Annotated in this window: 14 protein-coding genes and 2 pseudogenes; 6 read left to right on the plus strand and 10 right to left on the minus strand. The window is 59.2% G+C overall.

Annotated elements, in window-relative coordinates; translation table 11 throughout:
• Nucleotides 1-35: 35 nt before the first annotated feature.
• From IVA91_RS16595 to IVA91_RS16605, 3 genes are read right to left on the minus strand one after another with little or no spacing between them, the layout of a single operon-like run.
• Nucleotides 36-1,058: an ABC transporter substrate-binding protein gene (locus IVA91_RS16595; protein ID WP_247459011.1), complete on the minus strand. Its 1,023-nt coding sequence runs from the start codon at nt 1,056-1,058 to the stop codon at nt 36-38.
• Between the two features lie 33 nt (nt 1,059-1,091).
• Nucleotides 1,092-1,865, minus strand: coding sequence for an ABC transporter permease (locus IVA91_RS16600; protein ID WP_247336973.1), 774 nt, complete (start codon nt 1,863-1,865; stop codon nt 1,092-1,094).
• Nucleotides 1,849-2,637: an ABC transporter ATP-binding protein gene (locus IVA91_RS16605; protein WP_247459012.1), complete on the minus strand. Its 789-nt coding sequence runs from the start codon at nt 2,635-2,637 to the stop codon at nt 1,849-1,851. Before IVA91_RS16605 ends, IVA91_RS16600 begins: the two co-directional genes overlap by 17 nt.
• Before the next feature lie 163 nt (nt 2,638-2,800).
• Between IVA91_RS16605 and IVA91_RS16610 the strand changes: the two genes are divergently transcribed.
• The 5 genes from IVA91_RS16610 to IVA91_RS16630 all read left to right on the plus strand — a co-directional run bounded on the left by IVA91_RS16610 (nt 2,801) and on the right by IVA91_RS16630 (nt 6,400).
• Complete coding sequence (locus tag IVA91_RS16610) at nt 2,801-3,490, plus strand: IclR family transcriptional regulator (protein WP_247276701.1); 690 nt, start codon at nt 2,801-2,803, stop codon at nt 3,488-3,490.
• A gap of 193 nt (nt 3,491-3,683) precedes the next feature.
• Nucleotides 3,684-3,821, plus strand: coding sequence for a hypothetical protein (locus IVA91_RS16615; RefSeq protein WP_247459013.1), 138 nt, complete (start codon nt 3,684-3,686; stop codon nt 3,819-3,821).
• Between the two features lie 28 nt (nt 3,822-3,849).
• Nucleotides 3,850-4,098: a hypothetical protein gene (locus tag IVA91_RS16620; protein WP_247459014.1), complete on the plus strand. Its 249-nt coding sequence runs from the start codon at nt 3,850-3,852 to the stop codon at nt 4,096-4,098.
• Between the two features lie 923 nt (nt 4,099-5,021).
• Nucleotides 5,022-5,546, plus strand: coding sequence for an outer membrane beta-barrel protein (locus IVA91_RS16625; RefSeq protein WP_247459015.1), 525 nt, complete (start codon nt 5,022-5,024; stop codon nt 5,544-5,546).
• A 332-nt stretch (nt 5,547-5,878) separates the two neighbouring features.
• Nucleotides 5,879-6,400, plus strand: coding sequence for a hypothetical protein (locus IVA91_RS16630; RefSeq protein ID WP_247459016.1), 522 nt, complete (start codon nt 5,879-5,881; stop codon nt 6,398-6,400).
• 532 nt (nt 6,401-6,932) lie between these two features.
• Here IVA91_RS16630 and IVA91_RS36660 read toward each other — a convergent pair.
• The 5 genes and pseudogenes from IVA91_RS36660 to IVA91_RS16645 form a co-directional block, all read right to left on the minus strand.
• Complete coding sequence (locus IVA91_RS36660; protein WP_346015499.1) at nt 6,933-7,094, minus strand: hypothetical protein; 162 nt, start codon at nt 7,092-7,094, stop codon at nt 6,933-6,935.
• A 67-nt stretch (nt 7,095-7,161) separates the two neighbouring features.
• The gene (locus IVA91_RS36665; RefSeq protein WP_346015502.1) at nt 7,162-7,479 is read right to left on the minus strand and encodes a hypothetical protein; all 318 of its coding nucleotides are present in this window, start codon (nt 7,477-7,479) and stop codon (nt 7,162-7,164) included.
• A gap of 143 nt (nt 7,480-7,622) precedes the next feature.
• A pseudogene (locus IVA91_RS36670) lies at nt 7,623-7,673 on the minus strand (hypothetical protein); the annotation flags it as partial.
• The gene (locus tag IVA91_RS16640; protein WP_247459018.1) at nt 7,661-7,795 is read right to left on the minus strand and encodes a Glu/Leu/Phe/Val dehydrogenase dimerization domain-containing protein; all 135 of its coding nucleotides are present in this window, start codon (nt 7,793-7,795) and stop codon (nt 7,661-7,663) included. The gene IVA91_RS16640 and the pseudogene IVA91_RS36670, both read right to left, overlap by 13 nt.
• Before the next feature lie 899 nt (nt 7,796-8,694).
• Nucleotides 8,695-10,122, minus strand: a complete 1,428-nt coding sequence (locus IVA91_RS16645) for an MATE family efflux transporter (protein WP_247276706.1) — start codon at nt 10,120-10,122, stop codon at nt 8,695-8,697.
• Between the two features lie 803 nt (nt 10,123-10,925).
• On the opposite strand from IVA91_RS16645, the pseudogene queD reads away from it, so the two are divergent.
• Nucleotides 10,926-11,287, plus strand: a pseudogene (gene queD / locus IVA91_RS16650) (6-carboxytetrahydropterin synthase QueD).
• Nucleotides 11,288-11,767: 480 nt separating this feature from the next.
• Here queD and IVA91_RS16655 read toward each other — a convergent pair.
• Nucleotides 11,768-12,067 (minus strand): hypothetical protein, encoded by a 300-nt coding sequence (locus IVA91_RS16655; protein WP_247419145.1) that lies wholly within the window; start codon nt 12,065-12,067, stop codon nt 11,768-11,770.
• 109 nt (nt 12,068-12,176) lie between these two features.
• Nucleotides 12,177-13,989, minus strand: a 1,813-nt coding sequence (locus IVA91_RS16660) for an efflux RND transporter permease subunit (protein WP_247459019.1), incomplete at its 5' end; no start/stop codon positions are given.

Genomic DNA, 13,989 nt, shown 5'->3' on the forward strand with positions numbered 1-13,989 from the left:
GGTGATCCGATGGTGAGGGCTTGGTCTGCGAGCAGCTATTTCAGTTGTTGAGCGGCGCGTTCCGCGAAGCGATTGGTGAAGGTTTTGTTCAAGTCGATCTTTGCGGCAGCGATTTTTGGATCAGAGTCGCTCAGGACAGCCAGCGGGACCTTGGCCGCCTCAATGTCCATCTGCCCGGTTCGCGAGAAGAGCGCTTTCGATGCGTTCATGATTTCGATATTCACCTCGCGATTGTCAGTCTTGTAACCAGGAGGAATCGTATCGACGAGCTGCTCCGTCGGCGTTGCGTTGATCCAGCGGTGAGTTTTGAGCAAGGCGTTGACCAGGCGCTGGACCGTTTCGGGATTTTTATCGATGAAGGACTGCTGAAGATAGAGACACGCGGTCGGATAGGATCCGCCGAAGGCCTGCTTTGAGCCTTCGATCGTGCGCGCATCGAACAGCGCTGTCGCGCTCTTCTTGCGCGCGAGAAGCGTCGCGATGGGATCGAAATAGACCAGGGCATCGACGTTCATGGCCTCAAGCGCCACCATGCCCGGTGCGCCGCTGCCGACGGCAATGACGTTGACATCGCGTGGACCCAATCCTGATTTCTTGATGTAGTAACGCGCCATAGTCTCCGTCGATGACCCCGGCGCCGTGATCCCGAGCCTGAGACCCTTCAGGTCGGCGGCGGTTCTGACCTTGTCGGCGAGGTCGCTGCGGACACCGAGCAGGACGCCGGGAAAGTCGTTCAGCAGGAACACGCAGGAAATTTGTTTACCCTGCGCCTGCATCTGAATGGTGTGATCGTAAAAGCCGATAGTCCCGTCGACGGAGCCGCCGATCAGGGCCTGCAGAGCCTTTGAGCCACCGGCCTGGAAGTTCTCGACGGCAACGTCAAGGCCTTCTTCCTTAAAGGAGCCAAGCTTCACTCCAAGTTCGACAGGCATATAGTTGAGGATCTGTGACCCCATGGCGATCTTCAATTTTGTTTTCTCGGGCTCGGTGGCATGCGCCAAAATGACCGAGAATGCGGCCAGCGCCACGACCGGCGTCAGTCTTATGGAAACGTGCATGCGAACCTCCATGATTGGTGGGAGAGCGTACGATCAGCTTTCGTGCGCAGGCGCCGGCCGCCAGACCAGGAGCCGCTTTTCCGCGCAGTCGACGATGGCATCGAGGACAACGACGAAGGCGGCGAGAACGACAATTCCTGCGAACACTCCGGTCGCATCGAGGACGCCTTCGGCCTGCGCAATTAAGTGCCCCAATCCTGCGGACGAGCCGAGATATTCGGCGACCACGGCTCCCATCACGGCCATGCCGACTGACACCCGCAGGCTCGACAGAATCCAGGTCGTAGCGGACGGCAGGTAGACGTGCCGTAGCAGGGACGACTTCGATGCACGCAGCAGGCGGGCATTCGCCAGCACGACCGGATTGACCTCGCGGACGCCCTGGAAGGTGTTGAAGAATGCGACGAATAGAACCAGCGTGACGCCGAGCGCAACCTTGGAGGTGAGGCCCAATCCGAACCAGATGACGAAAATGGGTCCAAGCAAGATCCGCGGGATTGCATTGAACATCTTGATAAAGGGCTGAACGACTTCGGCAGCAAACGGGCTTAAGCCCAGCCAGATACCAAGTGCTGTGCCGATCCCGATGCCAGCCAGGAACGACAGGACCGTCTCCAGCAATGTTATGCCAATATCGGTCCAAAAGTCCGCCATCGACATCCACTCCCCGATCCTTACGACAAGTGTCGACGGTGCCGGAAAGAAGAAGGGATCGATCAGTCCGGCCCACACGCCCAATTCCCAGATCAGGATCAGGCCAAGGAGGATGGCGAACTGCGTGAGAGCGACCCTACCCCTGCGTGACATAGCTTTTCTCCACTTCGGCGCCGAGCAGCGACCAGATTTCACGATAGAGCGCGACGAATTCGTCGGTGGTCTGCAGCGCCCAAACATCGCGCGGACGAGGCAGCGTGATCCTGACGTCGGCAACCATGCGGCTGGCGGGACCGGCAGACATCACAACGACGCGGTCCGCTAGCGTGATCGCCTCATCGAGATCATGGGTGATGAAGATGAGCGAGCGCCGGTCCGCCTGCCAGAGGTCGAGCAGGATGCGGTGCATGAGTCGGCGTGTGTGAACGTCCAGCGCGGAGAACGGCTCATCCATGAGAACGATTTTGGGCTCCATGATCAGCGTTTGTGCCATCGCAACGCGCTTGCGCTGGCCGCCGGACAATTGATGCGGATAGCGCTCCTCGAATCCCTTCAATCCGACCTTGGCGAGCCAGGGCCGTGCCTGCTCGCGCGCTTTCGCGATCGAGCTGCCCTGAAAGACGAGCCCCAGGCCGACATTGTCTTGGGCGGTCTTCCAGGGCAGCAGCCCTTCCTGTTGAAGCATGTAGCCGGACTGACCGTTCAGGCCCGTAAGAGACTTGCCGAAAATGCGAACGTCGCCGGCGGCGGGCTTCAGCAGTCCGGTGACAGTGTTGAGAATGGTGGATTTTCCGCAGCCGGTCGGCCCCACCACTGCAACGAATTCAGTCTCGGCCACCTGGAGGTTCATGCTTTTGACCGCCGTGAAGTCGCCAAAGCGAATCATGACGTCGTGCAAGTCCACGGCAAGTCCCGGCCGCCCCATTGTTTCGCTCCATAGAACTTGTTCTGGCACCTGGAACCGAGTAGCTCGCGTTCTCACGAGGAGTCAATCGTATTCTGATGTGCAGAATGGCCCTCGCGCTAGCTGGCTGGACTCCTAGCGTCATTCTGACTACTGGTTCTGCACAGCAGAACCAGAGGTATCGATGGTAAGAACAGGGGTTGATGCGGTCGCGCGGGCACTGGCAATCCTTAAGGCGTTCGACCCGGAGCGCGCCGCGATGACGCTGACGGAGATTGCGGATGCGACTGACCTGTACAAGAGCACAGTCCTTCGCCTTGCCGCATCTCTGGAGGCGGATGGCTTCCTGGTGCGGGGTACGGACCGGCTATTTCGACCCGGACCGGAGCTATGGCGCCTTGGGGCGCTCTATCAGCGCGGGCTCGACCTCGGTGACCTGATCAGACCCTCGCTCCATCGTCTGGTCGAGGCAACCGGAGAGACCGCATCCTTCTACATCGCGGAGGGCGACGAGCGCATCTGCCTTTATCGCGTCAATTCTCCGCGTTCGGTCCGGCATCACCTCGAAGAGGGTCAGCGATTGCCGATTGACCGCGGCGCTGCCGGCCGTGTTCTTACCGCCTACCGCGATTCTGCATCAGCCGATGGAAAGAAGGTCAGAGATCGTGGCTCCTACGTCTCGATCGGCGAGCGGGATCCTGAGGTCGCGGCCGCAGCTGTGCCTGTGATCGACGTTCATGGCCAATTGCGCGGCGCCCTCTCGGTCTCCGCCATTCGGACGCGCTTTGATGCAGATGCTCGGAAGGCTGCGATTGTAGTTCTGAAGTCCGAGGCTAAAGCGCTGACCGGTCTGCTGCCTGCAAGCGAGCGCTGAGCTACAATGGCAGCGTTCCGTTTATGACGCACAGCTCAGCGGTGCCGCAAGGGCCTCTCCTGAGCGCAGTTTGCCTTGGTAAGTTGGTGCGGTTTGCGCCCTCGAGGTCTCGCGCTTCGCTCGCAATCCTGCACGCGCTCGATGACGATCTTCAGTCGGGATTGGCAGCAACTCATCGAGATGTGCCGCGTGGTTGATACCGGTTCTGGTCGATCAGGAGACCATCTACGCATCGACGCATGGAAACGACGGCCTGCTGCTCGGGCTCAAGGGCAGCCTCAACGAGTACGAACCGGATCTGTTGCGCCAGCCCTCGCTCTCGGCACGCTAATAGAAGGCGCGCCGGGGGCGAGTTGGTTGTGGCAGCGCCCGTCGGCTTCATGAAGGCCGGCGACCGCTATGTGAAAGACCCGGATCGGCGTGTCCAGGAAGCGATCAAGATGGTGTTCGACAAGGTCGAGGAACTGGGCGGCGCGCGACAGGCGCTTTGCCGGCCCCACGAGTACAATTTCGATCTGCCGGTGAAGCAGACCAACGGGGACACGGCCCGGCGGCGACCACACTACTCCGTCATCGGCAGGCTTAAACACCGGGATGTGGTTGTTTGAGCGCATTGATGTGACGCGCTCGCGGGTACGCGATTGCCGTTGCCGGTGTTGAGGCCATTGCGATTGAGGAGGCCGGCGATGAGATCGTCGCTGGCGATCAGCACCAGTTGGCGCACGGCTGGATGATGTCGGCGGAGAGCATCACGCACCTGATCCCGCCGTTCCTTAGCTCTCTTGGCGGCCGCGATTGCAGCGGCGATCGCCCCGGGACAGATGACGCCAAGCAGCGCTTCCTCGATCACCGCGCTGAACGATGCGGAGTTGAATGCCCTACATTAACGCGCGTTCCGCGTATTGAGGGGCGATGGGACAACTGTTCGAAGCGCAACGTCCTGTCGGACGATAGCAGCGCAGACTGTCAGTCTCGAGACAAATGTCAGCAACTTGACGCTACACACCTTACGGAGTGCCTGCAGAGCCTCGAACTCTCTTCGGCACGAGGTTTGCGTTGGTCCCGTCATCATTACCAATCGCAGTGCGATGGTCTTCGGGACGGACTCGGCGCGCATCGCCGTTAGCGTCTGGTCCGCCCCGACGGCTTGCTGCGGCGATAAGTAAGGGCGCTCGGTTGTAGACCGAGAAAATGCAGGGAAGTATTGGATGTAATCTGGAGTTCTTCTTTCGGGAGCCACAACAATTGCGCTCATCGCAAGCGGTGCAGCCAAAGCGGCGGACCTTGAGCCGGAAGTGAAACTGCCACCCGTGGTGTGGAGCTGGTCCGGAGGCTATATTGGCGGGCACATCGGCGGTGGGTACGGCCGAACCTCCTTCAGCAATCCCTACGGTCCGTCAATCTATGGCGGCGTCGTCGATACCCCCGTGTTCCTCGTAGGAGGCCAGATCGGCTACAATTGGCAGAAGAACGGCTGGGTGTTTGGCGTCGAACTAGATGCCAGCCGTGCTGTCTCCGATGGCACAAATACTTGCCTGGCCGCCTTGGGCTTTGTTGTGAGCGCAAACTGCACGGCAATCCAAACCTCTTTGCAACCGGGACCGGCCGCGTCGGTTACTCGTTCGGCGCTCTCGGCCATACGCTGGCCTATGTCAAGCGAGGCGTGGCTTGGCAATACAATCGGGCCAACGCGCTCAATAACAACGAATATAATGGCCTGCAGCCACAGGAGAACACTCATTTCGACTATGGTCAGGTCGGTGGCATCATCGGGCTGGGCATCGAGCAAGCGCTTACGCCTGCATGGTCGGTCAAAGTAGAGTATGACTATCTGCATTTCGGTGGGCCAAGTGTCGCAACGCCTCCGACGGTGCAGCTTCCGCCGTTGGCAATTCTTCCGGCGAACACAACGAGCCTGTCCAGCAACTATCACATCGGAAAGATGGGGTTGAACTACCATTTCGGCGCGGACCCATGGGCGGCCCAATGGTCCGATGCGCCGCTGTACGCGAAAGCACCTGCCGGCGCGCCGCCGATTGCTTACACGGCCGGTTAGTCGTTCGAAGGCGGATCGCGGCTCTGGGTCAGCCGGGGACGATTCCAATGGGACGCCAGCGCTATTCCCTATGAGATCGCTACTGAAGATCCTAACATTCTTATATCAAGGCTCACCTACCACGCCCTCGATAGACTTTCCGGGGAATTATTTGGCCGTCTTGACAGCCTGTGGGGAGTGTTCCTGAAGAGCAACGTGGGCATCGGGCGCTTCGATAAAGGAAAGTTCAACGATGAAGATTGGGGCATCCCTCGCAGCTCTTATAGCAACACGATATCGGGCCAGGCAAACGGGAGGTTCACGTACTACACGGCCGACGTAGGTTACGATTTTTGCGCGGCGCGAACTACAAGCCCGGCGGATTTATCGGCTGGACCTATTACGCCCAGAACTCCGACACGATGGGATGCATGCAGATTGCCAACCCCATGACACTATGCCGGGCGTCCGCTGATCAAATCATTGGCAGCCAGGATACGCAGTGGAATGCACCTCGCGTCGGCCTGAGCGCCGAAACCATGCTTACGGAGCGTTGTCGTTTAAGCACGGATGTCGCTTACCTGCCTTGGACCGATTTCGCTGGTCGCGACCACCATCTCTTGCGCCCGACGACTACCTTCGCTGATCAACGCGGGAACGGAGGCGGGGGTGTACAGGTCGAAGGCGTGTTGTCCTACTTCATCACCAATAATCTCAGCATCGGCGTCGGCGGGCGCTATTGGGCAATGTGGACCCAAAAGGACAGCGAATCGATATGCACAGGCTGTTATCGGGGAACCACTGCGACTGTGTTTTCGAAGTTTAGCATGGAGCGCTGGGGTACGTTCTTTCAGGCCTCTTACAAGGTCAACTGAAAAGGCCCCCGCCGTAGTCAAGCTACAAACTCCAGCCTTCCTGGACGAGCATCCTGAAGCCGTACGCGTTTCCCTAGCAGAAGTACCTTGAACCGTCCGAGACGTTTTCGAAGGTGGAAGTCATTACCGGCCTGGCCCGCGGGCGGCGGGTTTACGGTGGAGTCCGCCGCCAAATAGTAGTCAGATACTGTCGAGCAGCTGATAGAAACGTGGAAGCGGCGCCAGGCTGGAGTCGGCAACTTCAACAAGCCCCGCAAAGATTTGCCCTTGTAGGACGATTCACGAAGTGTGACGGGCGAAACGAGGTTCAATTCTGATCGACGGGCGATTCGTAAGACGCACGCACTCATTCACTAGTAAAGAAGGGGCCGCCACCGTGAACTTCGGCGGCGACCCACCTGGGCCTAGGGTGCAGAAACTCCGGTCTGTCATCGGCCCGACATATCGAACTGACAACAAAGACATTCAGCGAGACTACACTACTAGGGAAACGGTCCGCGTGTTTCTTTTGCTCCGCGAAAGTGCTCGACACCTATCGCCATGGCTGCCGTGCGATTGAACAGGTTTTCACGTTTGCTTCGCGCATGACGCGCTCGAAAGCACGGTCCAAAAGTTGATACTCCCTACGCGTGACTTCCTCCTCTTCCCGGAACAGTCGCTGGAGGTCCTGCACCCATTCAAAGTAGCTCACCACGACACCGCCCGAGTTGCAGAGAATATCGGAGATGAGGAAGATCTCCTCCTGATGGCCTCTCTACTGGCTATTTCGGCCTCGATGCACCGTTCCAGGCAGCCGGAACAAGCACGTCACACGGGATCGTCAGCAACTCGCCTGGGTCTAGAGCAAGCTCGCTGGAGTAGCCATCCAGGCTACCTTGCGAGGCAGCATGTCCGACCAGCTGTGGTATATCGAGCCCCGAGGTCGATAAAGCGCGCCCGTGTGATCGCTGACCGCGATCACTTTTGTGTAGCTCGAGTGCGGTGATCGAACCGACATTTCCAAAGCTTGAACAACGGCTGTTGGCGCCATTGAGTGGGATTTTGAGCTCGTCCGCTGCGCGGCAAACCAAATGAGCCACACCCCACCTGTGGCTTCACGGCGACCGAGCGTTCCGCCAGCGCTGACAGGTTTGCCAGTCACGATCTCGGTGACGGTTTGGCCCTGATACATCGAGTAGATATCCACGAACCACGCCATGATCTGCTCGTTTGTTCCAAGATCGGGAGCTATGACATCTGTGTGCGGCCCAACAAACGGGATCATTTCCAGCATATACGCATATACCGGCGCGACAGAGTCTGAAGCTCACGGTTCGACAAGCTAGAAGGGTCGACGTTAATTCCGCCCTTGGCGCCGCCATATGGCAATCCGACCAGGGCACACTTCCAGCTCATCCAGATCGCGAGCGCTGCAACTTCGCCAAGGTCGACGGTTGGCCCGAATCTGGTGCCCCTTTAGTAGGGCCAAGTGTAAGGTGCTGCACCCGAGAGCCTTCAAAAACCGCCGTTGTGCCGTCACGGTGAATTGGGCACGACACCGTGACAGATCGCTTCGGGCATCAGCAGGCGGGGTCTCACGTCGTCTGGTATCCCCAGATAATTCGCGATCAGTTCGAATTGCTTTACGGCCATCTCAAACCCTGGCCCAGTGTAGACAGTCACGATAGCTCCTGAGGCTGGATATGAAACATCGGACTGCTTGTGCTTCAGAGCACCGAGCTCCCTAGTGCGTGTTGCGCGTTTCAGATGTGGGCGAGACAACTAATCCAATCAGCAAGATTGCGTCTCGCGGTCACGCAAAAAATATGACCAATGCGATGAAAGCGAGATTGACCGAGGCGGCCACGACGGCCCAACAGCGAATCGTGGCAGGCGAAAATTCAAGAGCATCCTGCGAAGTGTCGACCCATAGCGGCGGCATTCAAGTCAGCTCCAAAGACCGGGTTAAGAGACAAACCTGCATAAGCGCAGAAACCACCCACTCTGCTAAAGCCGAGCCTTTCGCGCGTAGAGCCCTTGCCGCCCCGCCAACCGAGCTCGCAAAAAGGCACCCCGCCTGGCGAGCGGGAGCACATCGGCTATCGCTCGCCGAACTGCCCGATCCGTCCGCTAGGCGAGCCGGTGCGATCCGCGAGTGCGAGGAGCACCGCTGGAAAGGACCGTGCCGATCGCACGCCCGCGAGCCCGCGAAATCCGTGCCCACTGGCAGCGCATCTTGCCGCGAGCTTGTCAGGAGCGCGCGGCGGCTGCGAGATCGGTGGCCGGGACGGGGCTCGATGACATCCGTTCTAAGGTCAACCCGCTATCCCGATCGCTTTTGAACCACGGTGCTGGAGCGCTCGTCTGAGCTCACCGAACTGGTGGAACATGACGAACAGAGCGATCATTCCGGCGCCCAGCTCAGCGATTGCTTGACTAGCTAACAGTCCATCGAAACCCGCAACCACCGGGAATAACAGTACGGCCGGTATGAAGAGATAGCCCTGCCTCGCCAGGGCCACAATTGCACTGAGGCGTGCTCTCCCAAACGCCTGGAGCATTGCCGTCACGAAACTCTGAACCCCAAACAGTCCAAAGAAGAGATGAAACACGATGCAGGACGAGACGGCTATTTCCGCGACATTCTCGTTATCGCTAAATAGGGTCACCAAAGGCCTTGCAAAAACCACAACGGCCGCAGAATACGCGATGGAGAATGCGACCGTCACGAAGAGCATGAACTTCGCAGCCTTCAGAATACGAACATAGTCGCGTGCGCCCCAACCGAAACCCAGGACAGCTTGAGCGCCTATGCAGAACCCGGTGATAGGCAGTGCGCCGACCATCAAGATTCGCACAGCTATTCCAACTGCGGCGATGGAATCATCGCCGAACGGTGCAGCAGCTCCGTACAAGAGCATAACCGCAAGTGCCGATAAGATACTCGTCATTGTCGCTGGCGCGCCCACCGACACGAGCTGTCTGATGCGATCTGCTCGCAATGATATGTGAGATATCCTGACGAGAACTGTCCCGCCAAGCTTCGTAAAATACGCGATATAGAGTCCAATAGCAGCGATCTGCGATACCAGCGTGGCGAGGGCTGCGCCACGCACACCAAGGTCAAACAAGAATATGAAGACGGGGTCAAGCACAGCGTTCAGTAGAAACCCGGTAAGCATTGCCCACATGCTGAATCGCGTATCGCCTTCGGCTCTGACAATGAACCCGCTGACGATGTTTAGAAGCATCAGGGTGTTCCCGAACAAAAGCGTTCCCGCGTAGTCGAGCGCCACGGGCATGATGGTTGGAGTCGCTCCGAGGGTTGCGAATATCGCTGGCAGACTTGGAAGCAGAGCGACGGTAACTATGATACCAGTCGGAGCGGTGAGCGCGAGCGCTGTACTTGCGCCTCGACTCGCCTCTAGGTACTCACGAGCGCCCAGATGACGAGATATGAAAGACGCCGTTCCAACACCGATCCCCTGTCCGGCTGCCGCGAGCAGGACCATGATCGGCAAGGTCATGCTCACAGCTGCGATCGCCTGCGCGCCAAGTGCGCCAACAAAGATCGCATTGACGACCTGCTGTAACGCATGGATCGATAACCCAACAACAGATGGAATGGCGAGCCGCAGGATAAGGCTTGAGAGATTCGGGTCCGATAGATCGATGTGCTGTTTCTTCTGTGGCATCAAATTTCGCTCGCTCTCGAGCGCGAATTCTGTATCCGGCTCATTCATGGATGAACGTGTCGCGAGCTTCTCCAAATTCGCTGATCGCGTACTCAGCGCAACCCTCGCCGGAGCTGCTCTTGCACAGTGTACATAAGTTTATCTGCGCCCATCGATCGCCGTGATCGCGTGGATCCATTTGACGTTTCACAAGCTGATTTTTGCGTTGGTCGATTTTCCCCTAGGCATACGCCTCCGCCAATCGTAGCCTTCTGCGGCTCTTAAGTCAGAACAACGAGGATCCTGATTGAGGTGTTCGTGGGTAGCCACCCAGGTTCTGCCAGTCATATTGTGCCGTTCTGCCCTTTGTTGACTTCTCATGGGTAGCGTTCATTTCTTTTCCTCGATGATGATCGGCGGGGAACGCGGCCGGACCCTAGGGCGACAAGTTGGCTTTGGCATCTACCGGATCTTGTAGTAGACGCTCCATCGTCTGCATGGCACACGCAAGGAACGTGCCCAGAACCACAGTTGTGGTTCGGCGACGATCTCATGCAAGCGCTCCATGATCTCGGGTTCCTTGTCGCGATCGAGACGAACGGCAGGCTGCTGGTCCCGGCCGGCGTGGTAACTGGATTTGCGTCAGCAAATCGCGCCGCGCTGGCCATCACTCGCGGACACGAACTCAAAATTCGTGTAGCCGCAGCCGGAAGCTATGCCGGCGGTTCGATGAGAGGGAGCTCGGACGATTTCTGCTTCGGCCCACGAGACGGCCCTGACGCCGTCGACCACATGAGGCAAGCCGTCGCGTAATGCCTCGCTCATCGGAAATGTCGAATCAGCGTGCAATCCCACAAACATCCCGGCATCAGATGAAGATATGTCAGGTATTTAAGTTCGAGGCAGCGCACCGACTTCCAAACGTCCCGCAGACACATCGTGTCATCGGACGCACGGTCATTCCTATCGCGTCGAGGTCGTGCTGAACGGGCCCGTCGATCCGCACACCGGGTTCGTAATGGATTTCTTCAACATGGAAGAAGCGTTCGGTCTTCTTCTAAAGAAGCTCGATCACCATTGCCTGAACGAAGTCCCGGGACTGGAAAATCCGACGGTGGAAAATATCGCCATCTGGATCTGGCAGCACGCGAAACTGCGCCTTGCGCAACTCTCGAGCGTGAGGGTGTACGAGACGACCGATTGTTGGGCGGAATATGACGGGCCGGATCGGTGAATTCAGCGCTCGTTGGGACTGTGTCGATGCGGCGCGCCTGTCAAACGCCATTCGGAACTGCCCCCTCATATTGCCTCAGATGATAATGTTACCGAAACGCACCCTAGTGTCTCCCGAATCAGCTGCCGCGAGTTCGAGCAAGCCGCTCGCGAAGCGCGCCCTCCAGAGCGCCGTAGCGAGCGCAAATTATTCCAGGCGGTTTCGCTGATCGGTATCTCACTGCCGACTTCCTGATCGGCAGGACGAACACCCCAATCGGTAAGCCCCTCTCGGAGCAGAGGCACCCCAAGCATCGTACGTAGGTTAGAACGCCTTCGCGCGGACGAGGGCGCAAATTCGGGGTCGGCCTGCACATCCGGGACGTGGACCGTCATGCCATCGAGCAATGTACGCCCAACCACGCTTCCCCGTTCAAGGACGGAAGCGACCGCTGGCCGTCACGGTGGGAATGCCCGCCGCTTTGGCAGCCATTGCGGTCGGCTAGCCGATGATCACGATGGCATCAGCGTGGTGCGTCTTCAGTTCGGCAACCAGCCCGGGAATCTTTGCGACATCGCCCATCGCCCCGCGCGGCTCGAAGGTCAGGTTTTGACCGAGGACGAAACCGCGCTGGCCCAACACCTTGATCAGGATCTGGCCCGCCGGGCTGGTTTCGGTGGCCGGGGCGTTCGGCGTCACTGTCGCGAGCCGATAGACCTTGCCCGCCTGCGCTGCTGCCGCAAACGGCCGCAGCAGCGTGACAGAACCGAGCCCGCCCAGGAATTCGCGGCGCCTCATCATGATGTCCGTGCTGGGGCACAACGACACCCGGCGGGAGACTAGCACGGCATAACAAAAAAGCGGCAACAGCGATTGCCATTGCCGCTTTTCGGCTTCGATTGAACCCGCCTCAGGTCGGCCGCAGCGCCTTGGAGCCAAGATCGAGATCGAGATCGTTGACCTGCTTGTTCCGCTCGGAATCAGCCGCGGCGCGGTGGTCGGTCGCCAGCACGACGTAGACCGCGGGCAGCACGAACAGCGTGAACAGCGTGCCGATCGACATGCCGGCGACGACCACGAGGCCGATCGAGAAGCGGCTGGCCGCGCCCGCGCCGGTCGCAGTCAGGAGCGGGATCAGGCCCGTCACCATCGCGGCCGTGGTCATCAGGATCGGCCGCAGGCGGATACGCGCGGACATTTCGATGGCCGAGCGGCGGTCGAGCCGTTCATTCATCTGGAGCTCGTTGGCGAACTCCACCATCAGGATGCCGTGCTTGGTGATCAGCCCGACCAGCGTCAGCAGGCCGACCTGAGTGTAGATGTTCATGGTCGCCGCGCCAAAGAACAGCGGGATCAGCGCGCCGACGATCGCCATCGGCACCGAGATCATGATCACCAGAGGATCGCGAAGACTCTCGAACTGCGCTGCCAGCACCAGGAAGATGATGATCAACGCGAAACCGAAGGTGACCGCGAGCTGATTGCCTTCCTGCACGTACTGCCGGCTGTCGGCGAGATAGTCGTGGCTGAAACCCGCGGGCAGCTTTTTGGCTTCGCCTTCGAGGAAATCGACCGCCGCACCGACGGTCACGCCGGGCATCGGCATGGCCGAGAATGTCGCCGAATTGAGCTGATTGTAGTGGGTCAGCGAGTTCGGATCGGTCCTGGTATCGATCGACACCACCGTCGACAGCGGAAGCTGCTGGCCGGTGTTGGTCGTGACGTAGTAGCCGCCGAGCGATTCCGGCGAGAGCCGCTTGCCGCGCGGCACCTGCGGAATCACCTGGTAGGAACGACCCTCGAGGTTGAAGCGGTTGACGTAGTTGCCGCCGAGCAGCACCGCAAGCGCGCTGCCGACGTTCTGCATGTTGATACCGAGATCCTGGGCCTTGGTGCGGTCGATCTTCACCGTCACCGTCGGCTGGTTGTAGGCAAGATCGCTGTCGGAGACGATGAACATGCCGCTCTTGCGGGCGGCGTCCTTCAGCTTCTCCATCTGCTCATAGACGGTCTGGAAGCCCGCGGTCGAGTTGATCACCATCTGCACCGGAAGACCACCAGGCCCGCCTGGCAGAGGGGGCAGGTTGAACGCGAAGGCCTGCACGCCCTCGATCTTGGAGAGCTCGGCCTGCACCAGCGGCTTGAGCTGGATCGACGACCGTTTGCGCTCGTCCCAAGGCTTCAGGAGCATGCCGGCGATACCGCCCTGCGGGCCGTTGATGCCGTTCAGCACGAAACGCAGATCGGTTTCGGGGAATTTCTGGAATTCCTTGTCGAGCTTCTCGCCATAAAAATCGACATAGTCGATGTTGGCGTATTTCGGCGCTTTGGTCACCGCAAACACGATGCCCTGGTCTTCCTCGGGCGCCAGCTCCTTCGAGGTGTGCATGTAGAGGAAGCCGACCAACCCGAGGATCGTCACCGCGAACAGGCCGGTGATCGCCTTATAATCCAACGACCGGTCCAGCTTGCGCCCGTACCACCGCGTGATGGCGCCGAACACCCGGTTCACAAGCTTGGAGAACCGGCCTTCTTCGGTGTTCTTGAGCAGCACCGAGCACATCATCGGCGACAGCGTCAGCGCGACTACGCCCGACACGATCACCGAGCCCGCCAGCGTGAACGCGAATTCGCGAAACAGCGAACCGGTGAGACCGCCAAGAAAGCCGATCGGTGCGTACACGGCCGCTAGCGTGATGGTCATCGAGATGACGGGGCCGACG

The sequence above is a fragment of the Bradyrhizobium sp. 153 genome, from assembly GCF_023073835.1.
Taxonomy (GTDB): domain Bacteria; phylum Pseudomonadota; class Alphaproteobacteria; order Rhizobiales; family Xanthobacteraceae; genus Bradyrhizobium.